The following is a 26,011-nucleotide window of genomic DNA, read 5'->3' on the forward strand; positions in this document are numbered from 1 at the left end:
ATGCTCGCCGCGCAGCCTTTCAGGCTCGGTCGCCGCGGGCCAATACGCAAAGGCCGCAGACATCGCCGCCTGCCTCCGGGGACCCGCGGGCGCCGCCCCCACCCGCCGCTGCGGCCTCTACCTATACTTGGCGCCCGGGTCGCGGGCCTATGATAGGGCGTCAAGGCCTGAAGTGAGCGATCCATGGATGTTCAACACCAAAAGCTGCGTCGGCGCGGAACGATCGTCCTGGTCGGGTTCCTGCTGATCGCCGGCTTCTTCCTGACCACCGAGCACGCCGCGCATGTGCTCGGCGTCGTGCCCTATCTGCTCCTACTGGCCTGTCCGCTGATGCACCTGTTCATGCACCATGGCCATGGCGCCCATCAGCACGGGCGAGAGGACGCGCCCGGCCGCATCCCGGCGGACGCGCCGGCCAATCCCAACGAACCGGTCGAGAGGCAGCGGCGATGACCCATCCCGGTTACGGCTACGGCCTCTGGGGACTGGCTTTGGTCAACGCCGCCGTCTTCATCCTGTTCGCGTTCAGCTTCTTCAAGCCCGCGACCGGCCGCGACTGGCGCAGCTTCGGCGCGTTCAGCGCCTTTATCGTCGCCCTGTTCGCCGAGATGTACGGCTTCCCCCTGACCATCTTCCTGCTCTCGGGATGGCTGCAGTCGCGTTTTCCCAGTGTCGACTGGTGGAGCCACGACGCCGGCCACCTGCTGGAGATGATGTTCGGCTGGCGGGTCAATCCCCACTTCGGACCGTTCCATATCGCCAGCTTCGTGCTGATCGGGACCGGGTTCTGGCTGATCTCGGTCGGCTGGGTGGCGCTGCACGCCCGTCAGCGCCACCGGGAGCTGGCCACCACGGGGGTCTACGCCAGGGTGCGCCATCCCCAGTACGCCGGCTTCATCCTGGTGATGCTAGGCTTCCTGCTGCAGTGGCCCACGCTGTTGACGCTGGCGATGTTCCCCGTGCTGGTGGTGATGTACGTCCGCCTGGCCCGTCACGAGGAGCAGGCGGCGCTGGCGCAGTTCGGCGACGCCTATCGCGACTACAGGGCGCGGGTTCCCGCCTTCATCCCCCGCTGGCCGTTGCGTTGACCCCCGCCATCGCCGCGGGGGCGACCGGGCGATGCTCAGCGAAGGGGCGCGAGCATGGCGCTCATCTGGTCGATCTCCTGCTGCTGGCCCTTGATGATCGTGGCGCAAAGGCTGCGGATCTCAGGATCCTTCACCGGCGCGCGTCCGCACATCAGGATCGCGCCAGCGTGATGCGGGATCATCGAGCGCAGGAACTCGCGGTCGCCGACCAGCCACTGCTGGCGAATGGCCGCAAAGCACAAGACCCCGATGACAAGGCTGGACGCGACCAAGCCGCGGTTGAGGCCCTTGCGCGGATACATCATGCCCATGAGCACGAGTTCGAGCATGACCATCGGCGCGGTCATCAGGCCGGCCATGTAGGCCTGGTTGAAGCTTGGATGGATGTTCGCGGCCCTGTCGACCATGGCGTACATCAGGACATACATGGCCAGGAACGACAGCACGGTCATGGCGGCCAGGCGCAGGTAGGGCCTGTGGTGTTGATGGTCTTTGGGCGCGTGGTGCTCGGCCATGACTGTTTTCCGCTCCTGGAGCCCGGCGCAACCACGCGCCGGGGCGAGGTTTTCCAGCGGGTTGCGATGCTCCCACAACCGGCGAACGGCGCCCCCGTTCCGCCTCTGAAAATATTCACCGCGACCGCGCCAAAGGTCGAGGGATGGTCCAGGCCGCTGCGTATTGGACCAGATGGCGGCTTTCAGGCCCCGCCTCCAAGCCGTCGCCAGTCCGCGCGCGTCGCGGCAAATCGCATTCGGGGATTGTCCGGACATGACGAGGCCGTGTGACCGCGCTAAGCTCGCCCGATGCTAAGGCATGCGCTCGCTTTCCTGGCCGCCGTGGCCCTCGCGTTCAGTCCGCTGGCGGTCAACGCCGCGCGGGCTGATTGCGACATGGCCGGCATGGACGCGATGAGCATGATCGCCATGGCCCCCGCCGGCGACGACGTGGCCCAGGCCGAGCCCTGCTGCGATCACGGCAAGACCATGTCGGCCAAGGATTGCGCCAAGGCCTGCGCGATCAGTTGCGCCCTGTCCGTTGCGGCCCCCTGCCCGGGCTCGGAGACCCCGATCGCCGTCGGCTATCGCGTCGAGACCCGCTGGTCCAACACCAGCGGCCGCACCCACCGCCTCATCCCCGAAGATCCGCCCCCCCGAACGATCGCCTAGGACCGGCCCGAGGGCCGATCCCCGCCATCGCTGGTTTCACGCCCCGGTCCTGCCGGGCGCGCGTGATCGCCCGCGCTTTCGCCGGCTGGCTTTTCGATCTTCAAGGATGACCTTCATGTCTCCCCGCCTTCCCGCGCTTGCGCTCGTCTCCGGCCTAGCTTCCGCGACGACCGTCTCGGCCGCCACGCCACGCGCCTGCGGCTATTTGCGGGCCGCCCAACCGGCCTGCCTGGCTCGCTAGCTCGGCCGGGACGGGTGGGGCCGATCCCCTGTCTTCGCCCGTCCCGTCCGGCCCCGGCGAAGCGGCTGCAAACGCTTCGCCGGGGCGCTGGCCCCTCACGGCTTCCTCCAGGATTTTCGTCTCCATGCGTATTCTCCCCCTTCTGGCCGGGCTGAGCTTGGCGAGCGTCGCCCACGCCGCGCCCCTGACCTACGCCCAGAGCCTCGACGCGGCCGCGGCCAATGCGCCGGCGCTGCGCGCCGCGGCCCTGCAGGTCGAGGCCGCCAAGGCCTCGGCCAAGGCGGCCGGCGCCCTGCCCGATCCCAAGCTCGCCGTCGGCCTCGACAACTTCCCGGTCTCGGGGCCGCCGGCCGGCCGGTTCGGAACCGACGAGATGACCATGGGCAAGGTCGGCTTCAGCCAGGACATGCCCAGCGCCGCCAAGCGCCAGGCGCGGATCGGCCGGGCGCAGGCCGACATCGTCGCGGCCGGGGCCGAGGGCGCGGTCGAGGCCCGCCAGGTCCGGGTCGCCACGGCGCTGGCCTGGATCGAACTGCTCTACGCCCAGCGCAAGCTCGCCGCCCTGGACGGGGTGGTCGCCCAGCTGGCTCCCCTGTGGAGCGCCGCCCCGTCCGGCGTCGCGTCCGGACGCTCGCGGCCCGCCCAGGCGCTGGAGGCCGCGCAGATGCGCGCGGCCCTGGCGGATCGCCGCAGCGAGGCGGTCTCGGCCCTGGGAAGGGCCCGTGCGGCGCTGACCCGCTGGACCGGAGATCCCGACCCCGAGGCGCTCGGTCCGGCGCCCGACCTCGATCTCCCCCCCGCCAGTCTTCGGGCCGCGATCGACCGCCATCCCGCCGTGCTGGCCAAGGACGCCGCCGCCCGCCAAGCCCAGGCCGACGTCGCCCTGGCCAAGGCCGACAAGCAGCCCGACTGGAGCTGGGAAGTGGCCTACCAGCGCCGCGACCCGATGTTCGGCGACATGGTCTCGGCCGGGGTCAGCATCAGCCTGCCGCTGTGGGGCAAGAGCCGCCAGGATCCGATGATCGCCGCGCGCACCGCCAGCGCCGGCCGCGCCGACGCCCAGCGCGAGGACGCCCGCCGAGCGCTGAGCGCCCAGCTCGAGGCCGATCTGGCCGACCACGTCATGCATCACGAGCAATGGCTGCGGGCCCGCGACACGCTGCTGCCGCTGGCCAAGCAGCGGGCCCAGCTGGAGACCGCCGCCTATGGCTCCGGCGCGGCCGGTTTGCCCGACGTGCTGATCGCCTTCTCGAGCCTGGCCGAGGCCCAGCTCACCACCCTAGATCGCGAGGCCGCCGTCGCCATCGACGCCGCCCGCCTGACCCTCACCTACGGAAGCGACGATCAATGACCCCCTCCCCCTCGATGAAGGCCCTGCTCGGCGCCGGCGCCGCCCTGGTCGTGCTGGCCGGGGCCGGCGGCTATGGCCTGGCCCGCCTGACCGCCAAGCCGCCGATGCCGGCGACCTCGGCCGAGAGCCGCAAGGTGCTCTACTGGTACGACCCGATGGTCCCGGCCCAGCACTTCGACAAGCCGGGCAAGTCGCCGTTCATGGACATGCCGCTGACGCCCAAATACGCCGGCGAGGCCGAAACCAGTGGTCCGGCGGCGGGGGTGCGGATCGACCCCTCGGCCGCCCAGAACCTCGGCTTCCGGCTGGCGACCGTGGAGGAAGGCGCGCTTTCCAGCGGCCTGACCGCCACCGGGATCGTCGACTTCAACCAGCGTGACGTCGCCGTCGTCCAGGCCCGCAGCGGCGGTTTCGTGCAGCGGGTTTATGGCCGCGCGCCGGGCGACGTGATCGCCGCCGGCGCGCCGCTGGCCGACCTGTTGGTTCCCGAATGGGGCGGCGCCCAGGCCGAATATCTGGCGGTCCGGCGCACCGGAGACGCGGCCCTGAGCGCCGCCGCCCGCCAGCGCCTGCGCCTCTTGGGCATGCCCGACGGCGTGGTCGCCGGTCTCGACCGAGACGGGCGGCCGCGCACCACGATCACCATCACCGCGCCGCTCGGCGGGGTCGTTTCCAAGCTCGACGTGCGCGCCGGCATGACCGTGGGCGCGGGCCAGACCCTGGCCGAGATCAACGGCCTCTCGAGGGTCTGGGTCACGGCCGCCGTGCCCGAGGCGCAGGCCGGGCAGCTGCGTCCGGGCCAGGGCGTTGGCGTCACCCTGGCGGCCTATCCGAGCGAGACCCTGCGCGGGACGGTCCAGGCCGTGCTCCCGCAGGCCCAGGGCGACAGCCGCACCTTGCAGGCGCGGATCGAACTGGCCAACCGCGACGGCCGCCTCAAGCCTGGCCTGTTCGCCACCATCGCCTTCGACGCGGCGACGCGGACCGCCCTGCTGATCCCGTCCGAGGCGGTGATCCGCACCGGGGCGCGCGACGTGGTGATGCTGGCCGCCGACGGCGGCCGCTACCAGGCCGTCGAGGTCCGGACCGGGCGCGAAGCCGGAGGCCGGACGGAGATCCTGGCCGGCCTGTCTTCCGGCCAGAAGGTCATCGCCTCGGGCCAGTTCCTGGTCGATTCCGAGGCCAGCCTGGCGGGCCTGCAGGTCCGGCCGCTTCCGGCCTTGGGCCCTCAAACACCCCCAGGCGACACGCCCATGGCCAAGCCGATGGCCCCGGCCAAGCCGGCCCTGGCCGAAACCACCGGCCGCGTCGAGCAGGTGACCCCGGACGGCGTCACCCTCTCGCACGGCCCCGTGCCGGCCATCGGCTGGCCGGCCATGACCATGACCTTCCGCGCCGACCCGAGGCTGCTGAAGGGCGTGAAGGCCGGCGACCAGGTCCGCTTCGCCTTCGACCCGCCGCCGGCCGACCCGATCATCCGGCGCATCGCCAAGATCGGCGGTGGCGCATGATCGCCGCCCTGATCCGCTGGTCGGTCGCCAACCGCTTCTTCGTGCTGCTGGGCGCCCTGGCGCTGATCGTGGCCGGCGGCCTGGCGGTGCGGTCGACCTCGATCGACGCCCTGCCCGATCTCTCCGACACCCAGGTGATCATCCGCACCAGCTATCCGGGCCAGGCCCCGCAGCTGGTCGAGAACCAGGTCACCTATCCGCTGGCCACCACCATGCTGTCGGTGCCCGGCGCCAAGACCGTGCGCGGCTATTCGTTCTTCGGCGACAGCTTCGTCTATGTGATCTTCGACGACAAGACCGACCTCTACTGGGCCCGCTCGCGGGTCCTGGAATATCTCAACCAGGTGCAAGGCCGCCTGCCCGAAAGCGCCCGCCCGGCCCTGGGGCCCGACGCCACCGGGGTCGGCTGGGTCTATGAATACGCCCTGGTCGACAGGACCGGCGCTCACGACCTCAGCCAGCTGCGATCGATCCAGGACTGGTTCCTGCGCTATGAGCTGAAGACCCTACCGGGCGTGGCCGAGGTCTCGGCGATCGGCGGCATGGTCCGCCAGTACCAGGTGGTGCTCGACCCGCAGAAGCTGGCCAGCTTGGGGGTCACGCACCAACAGGTTGTCGCCGCGCTGAAAGGCGCCAACGCCGAGACCGGCGGCTCGGTGCTGGAGCTGGGCGAGGCCGAATACATGGTCCGCGCCACCGGCTATCTGAAGACGATCGAGGACTTCCAGGCCGTGCCGCTGAGGACGGCGGCCGGCGGAGTCCCCGTGCGTCTGGGCGAGGTGGCCACGATCCAGGTCGGCCCGGAAATGCGGCGCGGCGTCGCCGAACTCAACGGCCAGGGCGAGGTCGCCGGCGGCGTGGTGATCCTGCGCTCCGGCGAGAACGCCCGCACGACCATCGCGGCGGTGAAGGCCAAGCTGGCCGAGCTGAAGAAGAGCCTGCCGCCCGGCGTCGAGGTCGTCACCACCTATGACCGCTCGGGCCTGATCGACCGGGCCGTCCATAACCTGACCGGCAAGCTGCTGGAGGAGTTCCTGGTCGTGGCCCTGGTCTGCGCCCTGTTCCTGGGCCACCTGCGCTCGGCCCTGGTGGCGATCCTCTCCCTGCCGCTGGGGGTGCTGGCCGCCTTCCTGGTCATGAAGAGCCAGGGCGTCGACGCCAACATCATGTCGCTGGGCGGCATCGCCATCGCCATCGGGGCCATGGTCGACGCGGCCGTGGTGATGATCGAGAACGCCCACAAGAAGCTGGAGCGCTGGGCCCATGAGCATCCGGGCGAGATCCTGACCGGCGAGGCCCGCTGGGCGGTGATCACCGAGGCCGCCGCCGAGGTCGGGCCCGCCCTGTTCTTCAGCCTGCTGATCATCACCCTGTCGTTCATCCCGGTCTTCACCCTGCAGGCCCAGGAAGGCCGGCTCTTCCGCCCCCTGGCCTTCACCAAGACCTACGCCATGGCGGCGGCGGCCATCCTTTCGGTGACCCTGATCCCGGTGCTGATGGGCTATCTGATCCGCGGCAAGATCCCCGACGAGGCGGCCAATCCCGTCAACCGCGTGCTGACGGCGGCCTATCGTCCGCTGCTCGACCGGGTGATGCGCCGGCCCAGGACCACCCTGCTGGTCGCGCTGCTGGCCTTCGCGACCACCGCTTGGCCGCTCGCCCACCTGGGTGGGGAGTTCATGCCCAACATGGACGAGGGCGATCTGCTCTACATGCCCTCGGCCCTGCCGGGCCTGTCGGCGGCCAAGGCCGGCCAGCTCCTCCAGCAGACCGACCGGATGATCAAGACCGTGCCGGAGGTCGACAGCGTGTTCGGCAAGGCCGGCCGCGCCGAGAGCGCCACCGACCCGGCCCCGCTGGAGATGTTCGAGACCACGATCCGCTTCAAGCCGCGCGACCAGTGGCGGCCGGGCATGACCCCCGACAAGCTGGTCGCCGAACTCGACCAGCGTGTCCGTGTGCCTGGCTTGACCAATGTCTGGGTGCCGCCGATCCGCAACCGCATCGACATGCTGGCCACCGGCATCAAGAGCCCGATCGGGGTCAAGGTGTCGGGCGCGAACCTGGCCGAACTCGACCGCATCGCCCGCGAGGTCGAGGGCGTGGCCAAGAGCGTGCCGGGCGTCAGCTCGGCCCTGGCCGAGCGCTTGACCGGCGGACGCTATGTCGATGTCCGCATCGACCGCGCCGCCGCCGCGCGGTTCGGGCTCAACATCGACGACGTCCAGTCGATCGTCTCCGGGGCGATCGGCGGCGAGACCATCGGCCAGACGGTCGAGGGCCTGGCCCGCTATCCGATCAGCGTCCGCTATCCCCGCGAGCTGCGCGATAGCCTGGAGGGACTGCGCGCCCTTCCGGTGCTCACGCCAGGCGGCGCTCAGATCACCTTGGGAACCGTCGCCAATGTTGAGATCGCCGATGGCCCGCCGATGTTGAAGAGCGAGAACGGCCGGCCGAAGACCTGGGTCTATGTCGACGTGCGGGGCCGGGACCTGGCCTCGGTGGTCGGCGATTTGCGCCAGGCCGTGGGCGAGAGGGTCAAGCTCTCGCCGGGCGTCAGCCTCTCCTATTCGGGCCAGTTCGAATATCTGCAGCGCGCCGCCGACCGGCTGAAGATCGTCGTGCCGGCCACCCTGCTGATCATCTTCGTCCTGCTCTACGTGATCTTCCGCCGCTTCGACGAAGCGGGGCTGATCATGGCCACCCTGCCGTTCGCCCTGACCGGCGGGATCTGGACGCTCTACCTGGCGGGGTTCCACCAGTCGGTGGCCACTGGCGTCGGCTTCATCGCCCTGGCCGGGGTCTCGGCCGAGTTCGGGGTGGTGATGCTGATCTATCTCAAGCACGCCATGGACGCCCTGGGCCCGAACCCGGCGCCCGACCAGGTCGAGTCTGCGGTGCGCGAAGGCGCCCTGCTGCGGGTGCGGCCCAAGGCCATGACCGTGGCGGTGATCCTGGCAGGCCTGGCGCCGATCCTCTGGGGCCACGGCGCGGGCTCGGAGGTCATGAGCCGCATCGCCGCCCCGATGATCGGCGGCATGCTCACAGCGCCCCTGCTGTCGATGTTCGTGATCCCGGCCGGATACCTGCTGCTGCGTCGCCGGCAAGCCCGAACCGCCGTTTCCGCTTCCACCTCAGCCTAAGGAGATACGCTGATGAAGACCCTGTCCCTGACCCTCGCCGCCCTGGTGGCGATGACCGGCCTGGCCGCGTGTGATCGCAAGACTGAAGCGCCGGCGGCCCCAGCCGCCTCAGCCCCGGCGGCGGGCAACGACATGGCCGGCATGGACATGGCGCCGGCCGACAAGATGGCCAAGGGCGTCGGCGTCGTGAAGGCGATCGACAAGACCGCCGGCACGATCACGCTCGACCACGAGGCGATCCCGGAAGCCGGTTGGCCGGCCATGACCATGGGTTTCAAGATCGCCCCGGGCCTGTTGGAAGGCGTCGCCGTCGGCGACCAGGTCGCCTTCGACCTGAAGCTTCATGATGGTTCTGGCGAAGTGACGGCGATCCGTCGGCAATAGGCCCCACCGGACGGGCGCGGACCAAGGTTCGCGCTTGTCCGGTAGACCGGGGAGACCAGGATTGGCCGACGGTCCGGTCCCGCCTCAGCCGGCCGGTGCGCTTAGCGTCAGAATGAGCGGACACCCCGGATCTTGCCCCTCGTCGCAGGCCCTCACGGACGCGGCCAATACCTGCTCCATTCGCTGAAGGTCGACGATCCGCGAGCGCACATCGCCAAGATGGGCCGCCGCCAGGTCACGAACCTCGGCGCAGGCGGACTGCCCGCCAGCGGCCAGATTCAGCAAAGCGCGGACCTCGTCGAGTTTGAAGCCCAACTCCCTTGCCCTGCGCACAAAGCTCAGCCGGCCTACGTCCTGCGCGCCATAGCTCCGATACCGTCCGCGTCGCGGCGGCGCGGAGATCAACCCGATCCGTTCGTAGTAGCGGATCGTCTCGATGTTGCAGCCGGTGCGGCGAGAAAGTTCGCCGATCTGGAGAGCGTGATCAGTCATGTCCGCCTTGGATTAGGGCTTGAGTCTGTAGTGACTACAGATGGCATGCTCGTCGGTGTCGGACCAGGAGGTGACAGGATGACGGTGCGAAACGGCCCAGGAGCGCGGCCCGGCGGAAGGGATGAACGCCCCGCCGAAACGGCCCTGACATGGGCGGCCCTGGCCACGGCGGCGGGCGCGGTTTTCGCCTGGGCCGCCTGTTGCATCCTGCCGATGTCCCTGGCTCTGGCCGGACTGGGCCTTGGCGGGCTTGGCTGGGTAGCGGGTCAACGCAGCTGGATCACGATCCTTGCGATCGCCGCCATCGGCGCCGGCTGGGTCATGACTTGGCGGCGGGCGCGCACGTGCCGAACCGACGGGTCATGCGCCGCGCCGTCGAAACTCCAAGTGAGTCTGCTTGGAGCAGCCACGCTCCTCCTCGGTCTTGCTTTGATTTGGCGACCGATCATCGAGCCTTGGGCTTTGGCCCTAATCCGGAACGCACGCGGATGAACACCATGCGGATCGAACCAACGTCCACCTTGACCTGTCCCGAGTGCGGACACCGCGCGACCGAGACCATGCCGACCGACGCCTGCCAGTACTTCTACGACTGCCTGGGATGCGGCGCCGTGCTCAAGCCCAAGCCAGGCGATTGCTGCGTCTATTGCTCCTATGGCGACGTGGCCTGTCCGCCGATTCAGCAGGGCGGCGGCTGTTGCGGGTGACCGCGGGTCGGGCCTAGGCCGCCGCATCCTTGCGGCCGCCCGACCGGTTCCAGAAAAATCCGACAACGAGAATGGCGATGGTCATCGCCTGAGCGGCGACGCCCTCGATCGTCGGGAAGAAGCCCAGCAGCTCGACGCGCGGCAAGGCCAGCGGATGCAGGTCGAGCAGACCCGCCTCCTGCAGACCGGCCACACCCTTGCCGGCCAGGACGACCGCCAAGATAGCCATCAGGATCGCGCTGTACTCGAAGAACTTCCCGATCGGCAGGCGCTTGGAGAAACGCAGCATCGCCCAGGCGATGGCGGCCAGCACGACGACGGCGCAGCCGACGCCAGCCAGCACCGCGCCGGCCCCGCCCTGGGTCCAGAGCGCCGTCAGGAAGAGGATGGTCTCGAAGACCTCGCGATAGACGACCACGAAGGCCAGCAGGAACAGGAACCAGGCCGATTGCTTGGAAAGCGCGTGCGACAGCTTCTCGCGGATATAGACCTGCCAGGCGTCGGCCTGGGCCTTGCCGTGCATCCAAAGGCCGACGGAGATCAAAACCGCGGCGGCGATCACCGAACCGAAACCCTCGGTCATTTCGCGACTGGCGCCGCTGATCGAGATGAAGAAGGTCGCGACCGCCCAGGTCAGGCCACCAGCCGCCAGGGCCGCGATCCAGCCGCCGTGGACGTAAGGCAGGACGTCGGTGCGTTCGGCCTTGCGCAGGAAGGCGATCATGGCGACCACGATCAGCAGGGCTTCCAGGCCCTCGCGCAGCAGGATGGTGAAGGCGCCGGCGAAGCTCGACAGACCGCTGGCCTTCTCCGGGGCCAGGGCCCGGCCGGCGGCGGCGAACAGGGCGTCCAGGCGCGCGATCTGGGCGCGGACCTCACTGGCCGGCGCGGCCTTGCCGATCGCGCCGCGCACATCGCCCATCGCGCCCTCGATCCGCCGCATCAAGGCCGGATCGCGCGCGCCTAGTGACGGCTCGACCGGCTCGAAGCCGTCGAGATAGGCGGCCAGGGCGAGATCGGCGGCGGCCTTTCGGTCGCCAGCCTCGTAGGCCTTGAGGCTGGCCGCCAGCTTCTGTCGGGCGACGTCGAGCGAGCCGCCGCCCGAGCGGGTGACGACTTCGGGATGGCGGCGCAGATAGGCGGTCAGGGCCCGGGCCTTGGTCTCCCCCACGGCTGTTGCGAGGGCGGCGGGCGTGGTCTGGGTCAGGGTTTGCAGGTCGGGGAAGCGGGCGCGGACGGCGGCGTCCTCGTTCCAGATCTTCTCGCCCGCGGCAGCTTCGGCGTCGCTGAAAGCGAAGCGCCCGACATAGAAGGCCAGGTCCCAGCGGTCGTCAGACGGCAGGTGGGCGTAGCTGGCCATGGCGGTACCGTCGAGGCCCTGCTGGATGACCTGGTAGAGGCCAAAGACGCTGCGCTGGCGGGCGCGCTCGGCGTCGGCGAAGGCGATCGGCGGCGGGTCCAGGCCGACGGCGTTCGGACCGTCGGCCTTGCCCGTCTCGCCGTGGCAGGCCGCGCAGTTCTCGGCATAGAGGGCCGCGCCGCGCGCCAGGTCCGGCGCGCGCTTGGGCGCCAGCGGCGTCGGATAGGCGGCCAGAAGGTCGTTGGCCAGGGCATGGGCCTTCGCCGAGACCACGGCCGGCTCCTGCTTGGCGGCGATCGTGGCCTGAAGGCTCTCGGCCTTGGCCAGCAAATCCGGCTGGGCCTTGGTGGCCGGCAGGCCGGCGATGCGCTCGCGCACCTGGCCGGCGAATTCGTTCATCTCGGCATATTCGGACGGGCTGATGACCTTGCCGTCCTTCACCGCCCCGGCGTAGTCGACCGACAGGTAGTCGAGCAGTCGCCATGCGGTCTGGGACGAGCTGGCCTCCTGGGCCGTCGCGACGCCCGCGCCACCCGCCAGGACCAGGATCACGATCATCAGCCCAGAGATGGCCCGCCCCACGGCGTTAAGAACAGTAGTCATTATCACTCCGGTGGCGTGGCGATCGGCAGGCTGGAAACGGTACGGGCGACAGGACGGGAAGCGCGGAGCCGCGAAGGCCGCCACGATGAAGCTTCATGCATCCTATAGCCACTGGAGGAGCAAGCGGAAATTATCTCCGATCGACTGATCGCGGCTTAGCGCACCGGGAATGGGGCCAGATTTTAGTTACGGAGATGACCAAGATCGGCGGCATGGAGCGTGGCGCGGTCCAGTTGGACAGCTCTCCGACAAGCCCGAGATCGAGTGGCGGCCGTGACCGGCGCACGCCAAGTTTGGCCGCGAACACGCACTCGGCGCTATGAAGGCGGACGTCGCTCTTGGTGATTGACCCCGATTGAGGCGATGTTCCGCAGGCCCTCAACATCGTCCGTGAGTCCCGTAAATGCATTGCTCAGAGGAGACCCGCCGAGCGTTATTGGCCAGAATGGGATCAATGGCGTTCGCGACGGGCGCAACGTTAGCGGTCGCGAAGAAGGCGACGAGCGCGACGGTCGCCCGGAACCCCAAAACGCTCTGGTCGACCCTCCTTCCGGATCCCGATGCCGTGATGGTCGGCGGGACTGTACAGGGCGAGCGCCTCAGGATTTTGATCGATACAGGCTCGGCTATGACCGTCGTCGATGCCGCGCTTGCCAAGCGGCTGGGCTTGGCTTCAACGGGCGCCCGCAGCGTTCGCGGCGATGTCGGGTCGGTCACGCTGGGCGCGGGTAGCGACCTCAGTCTCGATCTTGGCGGGACGCATTTCGCCGTCGAGCGATATTTGGTCACCGATTTCGCGCCAATTTTTGGAGCCGATGGTGGCTCGCCCAATGTTATCCTTGGGATCGACGCGCTTAGAGACGCCATTCTCGCGATCGATTTTACAGCCCGCCGCCTCGCATTCCTCCCCCGCGACGCCTTCCGGCCATGGCCGGGCGCGGAACGCTTTGCGGTCACCAAGAGCTTGCGCGGGCAGCTCTCTCTCCCGATCGTCCTGGAGGGACACGACCCGGTCGCCGCGGCGATTGACCTGGGCAGTTCCAATCCTCTCACCGTCACGCCGGCCTTGGCGGAGGCGCAAACCTTGATGCGTGGCCGGAGAATTTCATCGGCGGCGACGGGGGGGATCGACGGGCTGTCCATCAGCCGCACTATTTCGGTAGCGACGCTCCGGGTCGGACGCAGCCTGATCAACGATGTTCCCTGCGAGGTGTTGGCGAAGACCGACCCCACCCTTGTCGTCGCCAAGCTGGGCCTTCCCGTTTTCGAGCGATTTCTATTTGCTCTGGATGTCGCGGGCCAAGCCCTTTGGCTGAAACCCGAGGCACGTCGATTGGCGACGCCGTTTAGGCGGGATTTGTCTGGCCTGGGCCTCGCTGTGGAGTCTGGTCATCTGCGCGTCGTCCATGTCGCCCAGGGTGGGCCGGCCGCCTTGGCCGGGTGGCGCGAGGGCGAGATCGTTGTCGCCGTGGATGGCGTGCCAATCGGCCCGCGTTACGCATCGAGCGGTTTGGCTCAATGGCGCTACGGGCCGGCGGGAGGCAAGGCCGTGCTCTCGCTGTCGGATGGATCTACACGCACGCTGGTGCTGCGACGCTACTATTAAGGCTCGAGCAAGTCGCGCTGCCCGGCAACGCTGTTCTACGGCGCCTCGCACCAGGATCAGCGTAGCAGGTTCGCGCAGGTGTCGAAGATCGCCCAGCAGTAGGCGCCTAGGGTGGGCAACGCGGTGACGGCGATTCCAAAGGCCCGCGCGCCCGCGCCGCGCGGATAGCCGCGGAGGAACGTGCTCCTTCCGACGCTGAAGAGGACGACCGCTCCCACGATGTAAGCCAGGGCGGCTTCGCCCTTGGCCGTCGCGAGCGCCAAGAGGCCAACGCTAGTCACGAAGGCCTGCTCAAGGGTGTTTCGAAGGAACGCGGCGGGAATGGCCAAGCGCGCGCTTGGCCGGCTGAAGGCGGACCCGGCGTTGTCGGCGGCCGATACAAACCGCACGTGCGCCACCCTCTGCACGGCCAGCAGCACCCAAAAGCCGACCACCAGATTGGCCCGCAGGCCAAAGGCGATGCGTTCGGCCAGAGACGTCGGGAATTCGAAGAGCCGGGGCAGGCCGAGACACGCCAGTGTGAGGACCGGGACGCATACGGCAAAAGCGAAGGCGGCCTGTCTGCGAACTCGTCCCTGTTCAGTCACCAGATCGATCTGAGGCGGCGCCATCTCCTCCGTCATTTGGGCGCCTTGGTGCGCCGCGCCCATAGACGATAGGTATCGCCGAAGATTTCGGGATGCTTCATCTCGTGGAGATGAAGGCGCCGGAGGTCGCGCATCGAGTCGGATGATCGATTTTCGGCGCGGTAGCGGGTTCGATCTGCCTGATGCCCGAACTGCACGCCGAGAAACTCCAGGCCCGCTGAATCCAGAAGCTCGCCAATCTGGGGCAACGTGAAACGATGCTCTTCCACATGAAAGAGTAGGTCTCGGCAATCAGATAACGTCCAGAAATCCGAGGCCGGGCTCACCACGCTCTGCAGCTGGGCGGGCGCGCCCGCCAGCATCAGTTCACGCCGTAGAGCGCGAATCCCCTCCGCCGAGTTCGCGTACTGTCCATGGGCGATGTGGCGTCGCGCCTCGACAACGGCGCGCCGGCCGATCTCGCTGTAGAGCCCAAGGAAAATAAGGCCCTGCGGTTTCAACAGCCCTGAGAGCACCTTCAGACCTCGCACCGGCTCGGCCATATGGTGAATGACGCCAAAGCTGTCGATCAGATCAAACCGCTGGCTTAGGGCGGTGAGGTCAAGAATGTCGGCTTGAAGGTGTTCAACCTCGATCCCGTATTCTCGGCTCTTGCGCATGGCGTAGCCAAGGCTGGCGCCGCTTAAGTCAACCGCTAGGATCGAAGCGTTACGGTAGGTGCTCGTCACGCGCAGTGTTTCCAGTCCCGTGCCGCACCCAGCGACGAGCACTTGGGGTGCGTCGGTCTCGGGAATTTCCCGCGTTGCGAGCTCAGGCAATGCGGCCTGAACAGCCTCCCGGAACGGCAACGGCGCACCCAGACCGCAGCGCGTCCAGCGCGGATATGGGTTCTCTTCGTATTGCTGCTGCACGGCGATCGAGATGCTGTCGACCATGGGCTTCAGCAGGGGCAGGGTTGAGCGAAGGCGCGCCTCCTCGGCAGGTTCGGTCAGTTGTTCTCGGAGGAGATCGGCCAACGCCGGGAGATCAACGGCCTGAAGTCGCGACGAGAGCGGGGTGGAGGCAAGCGGGCGATACGCCGCCACCAGGGCGATCCTCGCGGCCGCCCCCGCCCCGAATTCGGGGTCTCCGTGTTCAAGCTGGGCGATCAGAGAATCAACGCGACTCTGCTCTTCGGCGCTAGCGAAATAGACGTATTCGTTGAGAAACGCCTGTCGCGCGATCGCGACAATGAGGCCAAGCTCCTCTTCCAGGCTTGCAGGCTCGTCGTTGGCGATGGCCAATAGATCAGCTCGCAGCTGAACGAGCAGAAGCTCCACTGCCGCGTTCGGAATTGGCGCAGATGCAAGGAGGCTTCGAAACAGCGGATCCTGGACGAAGCGGGAGGCGGCATCACTTTTTTCCTCAAGCGTGCGTGTCAGCGCTCGCGGTTCAGCAGCGACCGCATTGAGGAGATCGTCGATCTCCGCATCTTGACGGATGACCGCTAAGGCCGCGGTCGCCAAATTCCGTGGGTTCACGTCCGTTCGTTCGAAAAGGCGGCATAGAACATCACGGAAGGCAGGGGTCGCGGGCGCCACTCGAGTATGGCGAAGGGCGCCTGCAAGCCGCCGCCAGTGCTCGTCGTCCCCAGGCGCGATGTCGACGGCCTGAGCCAGCACGTCGAAGGCTTGCAGCCCTTGGCCAATCTGCAGCAGCGCAACGCCGAGATTGGCGAGGAGGACGGGCCGCATGGGATGGCCGACGGGCGCGTTGACACAGCCTGTCTCGAAGCGGGACGCGGCCAAGCTCGGATCACCGTTTTGCAACGCCAGGAGCCCATACCCGCTGAGCGCGCCAGGCAGGGTTGGCGATAGACGCAGGGCGGCTTGGTAGCTGCGCTCGGCATGAACCCCCTGTCGCATGATCCTGAAGGCGTCGCCTGCGGCAGCGTGGGCTTCTGCAAAGTCCGGCTTCAACACCGCGGCGCGCTGGAAGAATTTCGCCGCTGTCGGATAGGCGTGTAGGCGCCTGTGCGCCTCTCCGAGATTGAACTGGATGAACGGGTTTCGAGGTTGACCGGCAGCCGCCCGCTCGAACCACACCAGCGCATCATCGACCGGACCAGTGTTCATGGCCACGGTTCCAAGGACGTTCAGCGCCGAGGAATCCTTTGGCGTGACGGCGAGGACCCGCTGGGCATGAATTTGCGCTTGGCGCCATTGCCCCCCATTCACAAGCGCGACCGCACGTTGCAGGTCCGACATTACTTGGGCTGACGGGCGGTGCAGCAGATGTGGCGGCTGCCGGCTCATGAGCGGCTAGACCGGCTGAGGCGTCTGCGCCTCGCGCAGATCGGCGCGCGCATCGCGGATAATCGACCAGGCCGACTGCAGGAAGAGCCCGCCGATGACGACCGCCACCACAAGGTCCGGCCAAGCCGCCTTGGTCCAGAAAACCAAGCCCGCGGCGACAACAACCGCGAGGTTGCCCAAGGCGTCGTTGCGCGAGAAGAGCCAGACCGCGCGGACGTTGGCGTCGCCCTTCCGATGCGGGATCAGGATCAACGCAGCGGCGACGTTCGCTACCAGCGCCACGGCCCCAAAGAGGCCCATGAGTTCGGCTTCAGGCTGGTTCAAGACCAGGACGCGGTAGCCTGTATTCAGGAGCACGCCCAGACCAAGCAACGCCAGAAAGTAACCCTGGATCAGGGCGGACTTGGCTCGCCACGCGAGGGACCATCCAATCGCCAGCAGGCCCAAGAAGCTGATCAGACCGTCGCCAACGAAGTCCAGGGCATCGGCCTTCAGCGCCTGAGACCGTGCGATAAACCCGGCGATGATCTCCACCAGCCCGTAGCCAACATTGATCAGGACGACGCCCCAAAGGGCCCGTCGGTAAGAGGGGGTGACATGACTGACCGCTTTGGCGCTTTGGCGTTGGTCGTCGTCCGCGACGGCCTCTTCGCGATCCAGTTGGTAGCCGAGCCCGTTCACGGTCGCCTCGATCTCGGACGCGCGTCGCTCCACCCCGTCGACTTGCAGGGTCATCATCGACGAAGCGATCGATACGCGCGCCGTTTCCACGCCAGGAAGTTTTGACACCGCCGACTGGATCTTCTCGGCGCAGCTCGAGCAGTCCATTCCAGTGACCCGGTAGCGAAGTGTTTCGGCGACCGCCGTCGTGTTGGGCATGCACATCCTCCTCTTGGCCAAGACCTTACTTGCTCAAGTCACTAGAGGATCAAGTCGTTGCAGGCGGTTATTCGCCCTCCAGGTCATGTGGTTCGGGCGCGGTCGCCATGCGGCGATGGGATCTTAAGAGCCCATCACGCAGGACAGCTACGACACGGCGCCCGTTGAGGGGGACGAGGATCGCCGCTAGGCCCAGATAGGTCCAAGCCAGGATTGTTAGGCTATTGACCGTCGCCACCTCGTCTTCTCGGAAATGAAAGGCCAGTCCGACCTGCACGGCGAAGAGCGCGAACAATAGACCCGCCGACAGAACCGAAATCCGCAGGCGAACCAACAGCATTATGGCGAACAGCGACTGGGCGGCCGTCAGCAAGAATTCTTCCTTCTGCCGCGCGTCAAGGGGCAGGCCGATCAGCCCCCCCGCCCCAAGGCTCATTGCGAGCGGCAGCATGCCGACCAGCAGGGTCCATTGGTTGATCTTGTCGCTGATCATGGCCGTCAGTCCGCTTACCGCACGCCCGGCCAAGACGAAGAGGACCGCAATCGTCACGGCGGGCGCTTCGCTGGCCAATGGCGCGAGCCATTGGATGAGGAGGAACTCGTCGACGCCAAGGATTCTTCCTGACCCCACCATGGCTTCGGCAAACGGCTCGGCGGAGGTCGCGATCACCACGAATGCGATCAAGGTAAGCCCACCCATCCAGGCCCACTGTGCGGTGGGGCGGAGCGCGTTTAGCGCCGCCGCAGGGCCAGGCTCCTCGTCCTCATCGTCGTCGTCGTCGTCGGCCTTTGGCAACTGGCTGACGCGGTAGAGGTAGCCAGCGAAGATCAGGAACAGCACCGCGAAATCGAAGGGAGCAATGGCGCCTTTGAAAAGGATAACGAACGCATAGAGGCTGCCCAGCATAAGGAAGGCGATCTCGACGGCGTTGACGGGTGAGAGTTCGAGAGCCTTGTTGCGCGTCTTCAGCCAATGCAGCAGCACCATCAAAGGCCAGGCCAGTCCCACCAAAAGGCGGTTGGCGCCGGTCATATTGGCGGCGGCGTAGTGGACGTAGTTCGACTGCGGAGCCTGGCCAGCGCGGAAAGCATAGTACAGATCCACCGCGTACTCTGGAAGAACGGTGACCAAGGCGACCAAGGCGACGATGAGGCCTTGAGAAATGTGTTTCTCAGCGGCTTCCGCCCCCCAGGAAAGCATGAAGCCCGCAGCCAGGACCGCGACACCGAAAAAAAGGGCGTCCGCCACAGGGTCGGGTCGCCACCCTGTGATCCTGAGGACCATCGCCGGCGCCGCCGCGAGCAAGGCCGCCAACACGAGCAGCATGAATCGGCGCATTCCTGACCCTCCCATAGCCGCGAGACGCGAGCGTCGGCGACGTGTTTAGCTTGTCTGGTTCCCGTAGCGGACGACCTCAACCTTCTCGAACGTGATCAGACCGATGTCGTGGAATTCGCCGAGAGTGACAACAAACGCGCGAAGGGGCGCTTCATCGTCGACGATCTCGATGACCACCGGCATGTTGTCGTCGAGCCGAAACGGCCGATGCGCGTGCAGTCGCGAGGAATGGCCATAGCCCAAGCTGCCGCGCAGCACCGTGGCTCCGGCCAACTGCGCTTCCCGAGCCCGCTTGACGATGACCGCCGCGAGCGCCTCGGCGCCATAGAGCGCGTCCTCGTCGGTATAGATCCTCAACAGGACCGCTGAACCAGGTGCAACCATCACGCCACTCCTGACCAGGTGGAATAAGGACCACAGTTCATGTTCAACTCCTCTGTCTAGCTCGGCTCACCCTTTAGGCTGACGCCTCCGTGGCTTTGGAGGAAGAGGCCGACGCTTCCCGGCTGAAGCGGTCGCCGATCGTCAACAGAAGCTTGCTGATGGCCGGCAGGACGAGGAGGGTGACCGCCGTGGCGGTGATCAGGCCGCCGATGACCACCATGGCCAGAGGCTTCTGAACCTCGGCGCCTGTGCCATGCGCCAGCGCCATCGGGATGAACCCGATCGCCGGCACCAAGCCGGTCATGAGGACGGGACGCACCCGCTCCATGCCGCCTTCGTAGATGGCCTCAACGACGCTCGCCCCATCCTCAAGCCGCTGACGTATGCTGGTCATCACCACCAAACCGTTCAGGACCGCAACACCGGCCAGGACGATGAAGCCGACGGCCGCGGAGATCGAAAAGGTGATCCCCGTGAGGGCCAGGGCGAAGACACCGCCCGACAACCCCAGTGGAATGGCGGCGAAAACGGCCAAGGCTGGCCAGAAACCGCCGAGCGCCAAGAACAAGATGAGGAAGATCGCCAGGAAGCACAGCGGAACCACGATCGAAAGTCGCGCCGTCGCGGCCTTGAGATTTTCATACTGTCCGCCCCAGACCATCCACGAGCCCGGCGGAAGCGGAACGGCCGCCACCTTGTCGCGTGCTTCGGTCACGAAGGAACCGACATCGCGGCCGCGGACATTGGCCTGGATGACGACGCGCCGCTTTCCGTCCTCGCGGCTGATCTGATTGAGGCCGTCGGTGAAGCGGAACTCCACGAGTTGGCGCATCGGAACCGACTGGCGCGCTTGACCTTCGCCGCCGGACAACATGACCGGCATTGCTCCCAGGGCTTCGATGTCGTTCCGCTCGGCCATGGGCACGCGCACAACGATGTCGAAGCGGCGATCCCCTTCGAAGACATTGCCCGCCTCGCGGCCGCCGAGCGCGCTGGCCAGCGTATCGGCAACGTCCTCGACGGTCAGGCCATAGCCCGCGATCGCGGCCCGGTCGAACCGGACATCGAGCGTGGGCGCGCCGGAAGTCTGTTCTACCCGCACCCCTGACGCGCCAGGGATGGATCCAAGCGTGGCGCCGATTTTAGCCGCTGCGGCGCTCATCTTTTCCAGATCGTCGCCGTAAAGCTTAATGGCGACGTCGCCGCGCACCCCAGCGACCAGTTCGTTGAACCGCATCTGGATCGGCTGGGTGACCTCGTAGTTGTTCCCGAGCAACGGCTCGGCCTTACCGAGGATGCGCTCGACCGCTTCGGATTTCGAATGCACCCCCTTGGGCCAGTCCTTCTGCGGCTTCAGGATGACGAAGCCGTCGGACTGATTGGGCGGCATCGGATCGGCGGCCATCTCCGCCGTGCCGGTCTTGGAAAACATCATCTCCACCTCCGGCAGGGTCGTGACGGCGCGTTCGACGTGCAACTGCATGTCGCGAGACTGCTCCATCGCCGTGGAGGGAATCCGCAAGGAACCGAGAAGCACGTTCTTTTCGTCGAGGGTCGGAATGAATTCCTGGCCGATCGTCGTGAAGATCCCCGCCGCCACCACAAAGACCGCCAAGCCGCCGCCGATGAACGGCCAGGGCCGCAGAAGCGCGCGACGCAGGATAGGCTCATAGCGAACCTTCACCGCCTGAACCGCTTTGACCTCCTTTTCAGCCACCTTGCCGCGCATGAGGATGGCGACCATCGCGGGGACGAAGGTCAGCGACAGGATGAAGGCCGCCGCCAGCGCCAGCATGATGGTGACCGCCATCGGATAGAAGGTCTTCCCTTCGACCCCCGTGAACGTCAGCAAGGGCGCGAACACCAAGAAGATGATCGCCTGACCGTAGACGGTCGGCCGGATCATCTCTTGCGTGGCGTGGAGCACAGTCTCCAGCCGTTCTGGCAAACTGAGCAGGCGGCCCTGGTGCTCCTGTTTGTGGGCAAGCCTCAGAAGACAATTCTCGATGATGATCACCGCGCCGTCGACGATCAGGCCAAAGTCGAGCGCTCCCAGGCTCATCAGATTCCCGGGCACCTTCAGCCCGTTCATGCCGATGGCCATCATCAGGAAGGAGAAGGGGATGACCAGCACCGCAATCAGCGCCGCCCGGCCGTTGCCCAGCAACAGGAAGAGCGTTGCCGCAACGAGCAGCGCCCCTTCCGTCAGATTGCGCTCGACCGTGCCGATGGTGGCGTTCACCAGCGCGGACCGATCGAGAAGCGTGTGTACGACCACCCCGGGGGGAAGGGAGGCCTTAACCTGCTCCAGCTTCTCGCCTGTGGCCTTGGCCACTGTGCGGCTGTTTTCGCCGATCAGCATGAGCGACGTGCCGACCACGACCTCCTGGCCGTTCTTACTGGCCGCGCCGGTCCGCAGTTCGCCGCCGATCCGCACCGCCGCCACATCCTTGACGTGAACGGGGACGCCGCCCCGGGTGGCGATCACGGCCTCTGCGATTTCGTCGAGCCGCCGCACCCGCGCATCGGCGCGCACTAGGTAGGCTTCGCCCGCGCGCTGGATGAAGTTAGCGCCGACAGACAAATTGGCGGCTTCGAGCGCTTTCCCAAGATCGGCGTAAGAGACGCCATAAGCGGCCAGTTTCGCGGGGTCGGGTTCGACGAGGTACTGTTTCTCATAGCCGCCGATGGAATCCACGCCGGCCACGCCTTTGACCGTGCGCAACTGCGGCCGAATTATCCAATCCTGGACGGTTCGTAGGTAGGCCGCCTGGGAGACCGCGTCAGCGAGCCGCTCGCCTTCCGGCGTGAGATAGGCGCCATCGGTTTGCCATCCGGGTGCGCCATCGCGTATCCGGGCGTTCGGGCCGGGACGGGCGAATTCGACCGAGTACATGAAGATCTCGCCCAGCCCGGTAGAGACCGGCCCGACCTGTGGCTGCACCCCTGCCGGGAGCGAGGCGCCGGCCTGAGCCAGCCGCTCGGCGACTTGCTGGCGGGCGAAATAGAGGTCGGTGCGGTCGGTGAACACCGCCGTTACCTGCGAGAACCCATTACGCGAAAGGGACCGGGTCGTCTCGAGGCCTGGGATGCCGGCGAGCGCGGTTTCGATCGGGAATGTGACCCGTTTCTCGATCTCGACGGGCGAGAGCGAAGACTCGACCGTGTTGATCTGGACCTGCTTGTTCGTAACGTCCGGAACAGCGTCGACGGGAAGCTTCGTGAGTTGCCACAAGCCGAGAGCGGCGATGATCAGGGTAAGGGCGACGACATACCAGCGTCCCCTTACCGCGAGGGAAATGAGGCGAGCGATCATGCTTCTGTTCCTCTAATCTTCTTCCGCCTCGCCCTTGGCGAGTTCGGCTTTCAGGAGGAAGGCGTTTTTGACCACGATGCTTTCGCCAGCTCGGAGGCCCGAGGCGACCTCGACGCGCCCGGCGGCGCGAGCACCAACGAGGACCGGTCGGGCCACGAAACCTTTTTGCGTTCGGACAAACACCACGTCCTGTCCCTCCCAAGTCTGGACAGCCTCCTCGGGCACCACGATGCCTTGGGTGAGCGACTGACGCGCGGTGATCCGCGCCCGCACCGCCTGACCTGGCTGGAGCAACCCTTGCCCTCCGGTCAGGGTGAGCACGACGGTGGCGGCCCGGGTGGTCTCGTCGACGCCGGGCGTGACGGAGCGCACGATCGCGCTGGCGGTGGCGCCGTCATTCAGCTCAAGCACGGCAGAATCGCCTGGACGAATGCGGCGAGCGTCAGCGGCGGTCACGGAGGCTTCAACCTGCAGCTGGCTCGCATCCGCCACCCGGAAGAGTTCGGTCTCCGGCTGTACGAATGCGCCGACGCTTGCCGGCGCTGAGGTGACGCGACCCGTGATCGGACTTGTCACCATGACGTATCGGCCATCCCGAGACACATCGGCCGCGCGCACAGCAGCAGCGGCGCTCAGCGCCTCGGCTCGGGCTGAAGCATCCTCCGCTTGCGCGGCTTCGAGGTCCTGGCGCGCACTGACACGCTGTTCATAGAGATGGCGCTCTCTCGCGAGCGCCTTGGCCGCCAAGTCGGCCTTGGCGGCGGCCACACTCCGTGCGGCCGCGATCTGAGCAGCCTCGCGACTTTCCACCAACGCCAATACTTCGCCGGCGCGCACCGGTTCGCCCAAACGCTTGTTGATCCGACTGACCGAACCGGCTGCGCGAGCGGTAAGCACGGCCTGGGCCCCCGGTGCGGCTTCCACGGTCGCCTGCGCCACAATCTCGGCGGCTAGGCCGGTGGCGGACACCGTCTGGACTGAAAGCCCGCTCGCGGCGATGCGGCCCGCCTCCATTTCGACCGCGTCGGGCGCGCCGACCGGCTTCTTCTCTTCACCGGCTTCGGCAGCCACTTTCGCCGGCGGGTTGCTCGTGAGCTTTGCGAGGCCGAAGCCGCCAGCGGCGGCCAGGATCGCGGCCACGGCGATCCCGCCGTAAAGGGCGTTTCGGCTGACCGCGCCCGCCGCGGAGACCTGCTTGTGGTCGTGCTTCATGGTTGATCTCCAAAGGGGGGGACGCCAGCTAGACGGGCGAGCGCGGCCTGCGCGCTCAGCCGCTCGGTAGCGGCGTCGATCATCTGAGTGCGGGCATCGGTCAGCGCGCGACGGGCGTTTAGCAGTTCTACCAAGGCCAGTTTGCCGCCTTCATAGCCGATGCGCGTGAGGCGGTAGGCTTCCTCGGCGGTTTGCTCGCCTTCCCGAGCCGCAACCAGGCGCGTTTCTGCGGCGCTCACGCGAGCAACGCCCGATCGCGCCGCGGCTTCGGCATCGAGCCGAGCCGAATTGAGGCGGGCCTCTGCGGCATTCAGCTCAGCTCGCGCCGCGCTGATGTTACCGCCATTGCGGCTGAAGATTGGAAACGGCATCGCGACGCCGGCCACCATGGCGGTGGAATTGTCTTCCTGCATTTTGCGGACCCCGAACGAGACGGTCACGTCTGGCACCGCCTGGCTCCGCTCCACCCGTACGCGCCGCGCCGCCGCATCGCGCTCGGCTTCTGCTGCCAGATAGGCAGGGCTCGAAAGGGGGTTCGGATCTGGAATTCGGAGGGTCTTGGTGGCTTCGTCGAGCAGGCTGACCGGGATCGAGGTGTAGGACACCGGCGCGCCCACCATGGCGGTGAGATTGGCGAAAGCCGTAGCGCGCGCGGCCCTGGCCTGGTCAACCGCAGCGCGCGCTGCCTGCACCGCCGCTTGGGCTTGCACCCGCCGCAGATCCGCCTCACGCCCGGATTGGACTAGGACGGTTGCTATACGGGCGTCTTCCTGCGCGAGTTCAAGGCCTTCGCTTGCCAATTGCAGCCGGCGATCGGCGCCGTCTGCCTCTGCGTAGGCGGCGGCGAGATCGAACGTATATTCCGATTGGGCGCTCGCCGCGCGCCGACGCGCGGCTTCGACGTCGGCGCGTCCGGCAGCGATACGCGCCGATCGTTTGCCGCCGAGTTCGATCGTTTGCTCGATCGAAGCCGTAGTCTCGGCCATGTTCACCCCATTGCTGGTGGCGAAGTTCTCGACTTCGACGCCCAGTGTCGGGTTGGGCATAGCGCCAGCTTGGCGTGCAAGCCCTTCGGCGCGCGCGATTTCGGCCCGCGCTTCGGCTAAACGGGGGGCCGTCGCCTGGGCCTGACGCAGCAGCTCCCTGAACGGCGGCGCGGGGTCAGCGAGCGCGGCGCCGGCTAGCAGTGACTGCAACGAAAGGCCAAGCAGCAGCTTAAGGCGCAGCTTTTGAGGAACAGATAGGGACATAGACCTTCTCACGATTTGACGAGGCGGCGCGCCACAGGCGCGTAGCGGCTCAAGCGCGAGGCGGTCGATTCAATTCAAATTCGGGATTCGACACAGGCAATGCCGTGTTCGCCAACGCGTGGCGTTCGGTCGGTCGGTCGCTGGCGGGCGCATGATCTGCCGCCATAGGCGGAGGAAAGGCCACACTATGTTGGCAATGGCCGTAAAGGCAAAACCCGACCAGAGCCGGAGAGGGTCTACCCCGCTCTGCGTTGGTCGCCATCGCGACTTGCTGAAAGGTGGCCGCTGACGAGGTGGTCGGCGCAGGTTTGCTTTCGGGGCAGAAGGCAACATCGAGACTTGGTGCAAGAGCGAACAAGGCGACAGCGCAAGCGATCGCCAGCTGCGCAATGCCCTTTCCCCAAGCCCTCAGCCTGTCCATGGCCACCCCAGATACTCCAACGCCACGAACGGGCGCACGCTGTTGGGCGCGCTTTCATAAGACACCGCGCCTTGACTCGTCGGCATCTTGCTTCCTCTAGTGGCTAGAGGATCAAGCGTTTTCTTTACTCGGCTGAGCCCGGCGGAAATCAGCTATCGAAATGCAGCGCAAGAGCCCGAAACCATCGTTCGATGGGGCGGCGTCGCCCGAAAGATTTCGTTCGCCGCTGTGGAACCAGGGCCTATTCGTATGAACAAGGAGCCCTCTAGATGACCCTCTCCATCGGCCTGTTGGCCAAGGCCGCCGACGTCAAGGTCCCGACCATCCGCTTTTACGAGGAGATTGGCTTGCTCCCCGAGCCGAGGCGCGCGGCCAACGACCGTCGGGTTTATGACGCCGACGCCGTCCGACGTTTGGCGTTCATTCGCCACGCGCGGCAGCTCGGCTTCTCAGTCGAGGCGATCCGCAACCTGCTGGATCTGGCAGACAACCCTGAACGCCCGTGCGGCGAGGCTAACGCCCTGGCCTCCCGGCAACTTCAAGATGTCGAGACTAAGATCGCCCAGTTGGAAACGCTGCGCAGCGAACTGCGGCGCATGGTGACCGCGACCTGTGACGGCCGGGCTGCCGACTGCCGGGTGATTGAGGCTTTGGCCGGATAGATGGCCGACCTTCCT

The 26,011-nt window shown here is 66.9% G+C and carries 21 protein-coding genes; 10 read left to right on the top strand and 11 right to left on the bottom strand.

Annotated elements, in window-relative coordinates; translation table 11 throughout:
- The first annotated feature begins 183 nt into the window (after positions 1-183).
- Both CSW63_RS01225 and CSW63_RS01230 read left to right on the top strand, forming a co-directional pair.
- The gene (locus CSW63_RS01225) at positions 184-453 is read left to right on the top strand and encodes a DUF2933 domain-containing protein (RefSeq protein ID WP_099504379.1); all 270 of its coding nucleotides are present in this window, start codon (positions 184-186) and stop codon (positions 451-453) included.
- Positions 450-1,088 carry an isoprenylcysteine carboxylmethyltransferase family protein gene (locus tag CSW63_RS01230; RefSeq protein ID WP_062099712.1) on the top strand — a complete coding sequence of 213 codons (639 nt, stop codon included), beginning with the start codon at positions 450-452 and terminating at the stop codon, positions 1,086-1,088. The genes CSW63_RS01225 and CSW63_RS01230 overlap by 4 nt, the downstream gene beginning before the upstream one ends.
- Positions 1,089-1,123: 35 nt before the next feature.
- Here CSW63_RS01230 and CSW63_RS01235 read toward each other — a convergent pair whose 3' ends face one another.
- Positions 1,124-1,603, bottom strand: a complete 480-nt coding sequence (locus CSW63_RS01235; protein WP_062099713.1) for a DUF305 domain-containing protein — start codon at positions 1,601-1,603, stop codon at positions 1,124-1,126.
- Positions 1,604-1,891: 288 nt separating this feature from the next.
- On the opposite strand from CSW63_RS01235, the gene CSW63_RS01240 reads away from it, so the two are divergent.
- From CSW63_RS01240 to CSW63_RS01260, 5 genes are all read left to right on the top strand, one after another.
- Entirely contained in the window at positions 1,892-2,254 is a 363-nt protein-coding gene (locus CSW63_RS01240; protein WP_062099714.1) for a hypothetical protein, read from the top strand.
- A gap of 365 nt (positions 2,255-2,619) precedes the next feature.
- Positions 2,620-3,846 (top strand): TolC family protein, encoded by a 1,227-nt coding sequence (locus tag CSW63_RS01245; RefSeq protein ID WP_066681845.1) that lies wholly within the window; start codon positions 2,620-2,622, stop codon positions 3,844-3,846.
- Complete coding sequence (locus tag CSW63_RS01250) at positions 3,843-5,357, top strand: efflux RND transporter periplasmic adaptor subunit (protein ID WP_099504382.1); 1,515 nt, start codon at positions 3,843-3,845, stop codon at positions 5,355-5,357. The genes CSW63_RS01245 and CSW63_RS01250 overlap by 4 nt, the downstream gene beginning before the upstream one ends.
- A complete protein-coding gene (locus CSW63_RS01255) occupies positions 5,354-8,500 on the top strand; it encodes an efflux RND transporter permease subunit (RefSeq protein WP_099504383.1) in 3,147 nt (1,048 codons plus the stop codon). The genes CSW63_RS01250 and CSW63_RS01255 overlap by 4 nt, the downstream gene beginning before the upstream one ends.
- Positions 8,501-8,512: 12 nt before the next feature.
- Entirely contained in the window at positions 8,513-8,884 is a 372-nt protein-coding gene (locus CSW63_RS01260) for a copper-binding protein (RefSeq protein ID WP_099504385.1), read from the top strand.
- A gap of 84 nt (positions 8,885-8,968) precedes the next feature.
- Here the strand turns inward: CSW63_RS01260 and CSW63_RS01265 are convergent, their stop codons facing one another.
- Entirely contained in the window at positions 8,969-9,376 is a 408-nt protein-coding gene (locus CSW63_RS01265; protein ID WP_099504387.1) for a helix-turn-helix domain-containing protein, read from the bottom strand.
- 497 nt (positions 9,377-9,873) lie between these two features.
- On the opposite strand from CSW63_RS01265, the gene CSW63_RS01275 reads away from it, so the two are divergent.
- Positions 9,874-10,083 carry a GDCCVxC domain-containing (seleno)protein gene (locus CSW63_RS01275; protein ID WP_099504448.1) on the top strand — a complete coding sequence of 70 codons (210 nt, stop codon included), beginning with the start codon at positions 9,874-9,876 and terminating at the stop codon, positions 10,081-10,083.
- Between the two features lie 13 nt (positions 10,084-10,096).
- On the opposite strand, the gene CSW63_RS01280 is transcribed toward CSW63_RS01275, so the two are convergent.
- Entirely contained in the window at positions 10,097-12,046 is a 1,950-nt protein-coding gene (locus CSW63_RS01280; protein WP_241736215.1) for a cytochrome c/FTR1 family iron permease, read from the bottom strand.
- 454 nt (positions 12,047-12,500) lie between these two features.
- Between CSW63_RS01280 and CSW63_RS01285 the strand changes: the two genes are divergently transcribed.
- Complete coding sequence (locus CSW63_RS01285; RefSeq protein ID WP_168193568.1) at positions 12,501-13,652, top strand: aspartyl protease family protein; 1,152 nt, start codon at positions 12,501-12,503, stop codon at positions 13,650-13,652.
- Positions 13,653-13,708: 56 nt separating this feature from the next.
- On the opposite strand, the gene CSW63_RS01290 is transcribed toward CSW63_RS01285, so the two are convergent.
- The 8 genes from CSW63_RS01290 to CSW63_RS01325 all read right to left on the bottom strand — a co-directional run bounded on the left by CSW63_RS01290 (position 13,709) and on the right by CSW63_RS01325 (position 24,913).
- Complete coding sequence (locus CSW63_RS01290; RefSeq protein ID WP_099504452.1) at positions 13,709-14,275, bottom strand: hypothetical protein; 567 nt, start codon at positions 14,273-14,275, stop codon at positions 13,709-13,711.
- On the bottom strand, positions 14,272-16,485 hold the full coding sequence (locus CSW63_RS01295; RefSeq protein ID WP_246842001.1) for a methyltransferase domain-containing protein: 2,214 nt from the start codon (positions 16,483-16,485) through the stop codon (positions 14,272-14,274). The genes CSW63_RS01290 and CSW63_RS01295 overlap by 4 nt, the downstream gene beginning before the upstream one ends.
- Before the next feature lie 54 nt (positions 16,486-16,539).
- On the bottom strand, positions 16,540-17,412 hold the full coding sequence (locus CSW63_RS01300) for a cation transporter (protein WP_206679138.1): 873 nt from the start codon (positions 17,410-17,412) through the stop codon (positions 16,540-16,542).
- A 67-nt stretch (positions 17,413-17,479) separates the two neighbouring features.
- Entirely contained in the window at positions 17,480-18,766 is a 1,287-nt protein-coding gene (locus CSW63_RS01305) for a sodium:proton exchanger (RefSeq protein WP_206679137.1), read from the bottom strand.
- A 30-nt stretch (positions 18,767-18,796) separates the two neighbouring features.
- Positions 18,797-19,135, bottom strand: a complete 339-nt coding sequence (locus CSW63_RS01310) for a DUF190 domain-containing protein (RefSeq protein WP_099504399.1) — start codon at positions 19,133-19,135, stop codon at positions 18,797-18,799.
- A 73-nt stretch (positions 19,136-19,208) separates the two neighbouring features.
- Positions 19,209-22,451, bottom strand: a complete 3,243-nt coding sequence (locus tag CSW63_RS01315) for an efflux RND transporter permease subunit (RefSeq protein WP_099504401.1) — start codon at positions 22,449-22,451, stop codon at positions 19,209-19,211.
- 12 nt (positions 22,452-22,463) lie between these two features.
- Entirely contained in the window at positions 22,464-23,663 is a 1,200-nt protein-coding gene (locus CSW63_RS01320; RefSeq protein WP_099504403.1) for an efflux RND transporter periplasmic adaptor subunit, read from the bottom strand.
- Entirely contained in the window at positions 23,660-24,913 is a 1,254-nt protein-coding gene (locus CSW63_RS01325) for a TolC family protein (RefSeq protein ID WP_099504405.1), read from the bottom strand. Before CSW63_RS01325 ends, CSW63_RS01320 begins: the two co-directional genes overlap by 4 nt.
- A 690-nt stretch (positions 24,914-25,603) precedes the next feature.
- On the opposite strand from CSW63_RS01325, the gene CSW63_RS01330 reads away from it, so the two are divergent.
- A complete protein-coding gene (locus tag CSW63_RS01330; protein ID WP_099504407.1) occupies positions 25,604-25,996 on the top strand; it encodes a helix-turn-helix domain-containing protein in 393 nt (130 codons plus the stop codon).
- The last annotated feature ends 15 nt before the right edge of the window (positions 25,997-26,011 follow it).

This window comes from Caulobacter sp. FWC26 (assembly GCF_002742645.2).
In the GTDB taxonomy this organism is placed as follows: Bacteria; Pseudomonadota; Alphaproteobacteria; order Caulobacterales; family Caulobacteraceae; genus Caulobacter.

Bases quoted from the DNA above. Each gene is read 5' to 3' on its own strand.
- CSW63_RS01225 (WP_099504379.1), top strand. From the start codon at position 184: ATGGATGTTCAACACCAAAAGCTGCGTCGGCGCGGAACGATCGTCCTG.
- CSW63_RS01230 (WP_062099712.1), top strand. From the start codon at position 450: ATGACCCATCCCGGTTACGGCTACGGCCTCTGGGGACTGGCTTTGGTC.
- CSW63_RS01235 (WP_062099713.1), bottom strand. From the start codon at position 1,603: ATGGCCGAGCACCACGCGCCCAAAGACCATCAACACCACAGGCCCTAC.
- CSW63_RS01240 (WP_062099714.1), top strand. From the start codon at position 1,892: ATGCTAAGGCATGCGCTCGCTTTCCTGGCCGCCGTGGCCCTCGCGTTC.
- CSW63_RS01245 (WP_066681845.1), top strand. From the start codon at position 2,620: ATGCGTATTCTCCCCCTTCTGGCCGGGCTGAGCTTGGCGAGCGTCGCC.
- CSW63_RS01250 (WP_099504382.1), top strand. From the start codon at position 3,843: ATGACCCCCTCCCCCTCGATGAAGGCCCTGCTCGGCGCCGGCGCCGCC.
- CSW63_RS01255 (WP_099504383.1), top strand. From the start codon at position 5,354: ATGATCGCCGCCCTGATCCGCTGGTCGGTCGCCAACCGCTTCTTCGTG.
- CSW63_RS01260 (WP_099504385.1), top strand. From the start codon at position 8,513: ATGAAGACCCTGTCCCTGACCCTCGCCGCCCTGGTGGCGATGACCGGC.
- CSW63_RS01265 (WP_099504387.1), bottom strand. From the start codon at position 9,376: ATGACTGATCACGCTCTCCAGATCGGCGAACTTTCTCGCCGCACCGGC.
- CSW63_RS01275 (WP_099504448.1), top strand. From the start codon at position 9,874: ATGCGGATCGAACCAACGTCCACCTTGACCTGTCCCGAGTGCGGACAC.
- CSW63_RS01280 (WP_241736215.1), bottom strand. From the start codon at position 12,046: ATGACTACTGTTCTTAACGCCGTGGGGCGGGCCATCTCTGGGCTGATG.
- CSW63_RS01285 (WP_168193568.1), top strand. From the start codon at position 12,501: ATGGCGTTCGCGACGGGCGCAACGTTAGCGGTCGCGAAGAAGGCGACG.
- CSW63_RS01290 (WP_099504452.1), bottom strand. From the start codon at position 14,275: ATGACGGAGGAGATGGCGCCGCCTCAGATCGATCTGGTGACTGAACAG.
- CSW63_RS01295 (WP_246842001.1), bottom strand. From the start codon at position 16,485: ATGTCGGACCTGCAACGTGCGGTCGCGCTTGTGAATGGGGGGCAATGG.
- CSW63_RS01300 (WP_206679138.1), bottom strand. From the start codon at position 17,412: ATGCCCAACACGACGGCGGTCGCCGAAACACTTCGCTACCGGGTCACT.
- CSW63_RS01305 (WP_206679137.1), bottom strand. From the start codon at position 18,766: ATGGGAGGGTCAGGAATGCGCCGATTCATGCTGCTCGTGTTGGCGGCC.
- CSW63_RS01310 (WP_099504399.1), bottom strand. From the start codon at position 19,135: ATGGTTGCACCTGGTTCAGCGGTCCTGTTGAGGATCTATACCGACGAG.
- CSW63_RS01315 (WP_099504401.1), bottom strand. From the start codon at position 22,451: ATGATCGCTCGCCTCATTTCCCTCGCGGTAAGGGGACGCTGGTATGTC.
- CSW63_RS01320 (WP_099504403.1), bottom strand. From the start codon at position 23,663: ATGAAGCACGACCACAAGCAGGTCTCCGCGGCGGGCGCGGTCAGCCGA.
- CSW63_RS01325 (WP_099504405.1), bottom strand. From the start codon at position 24,913: ATGTCCCTATCTGTTCCTCAAAAGCTGCGCCTTAAGCTGCTGCTTGGC.
- CSW63_RS01330 (WP_099504407.1), top strand. From the start codon at position 25,604: ATGACCCTCTCCATCGGCCTGTTGGCCAAGGCCGCCGACGTCAAGGTC.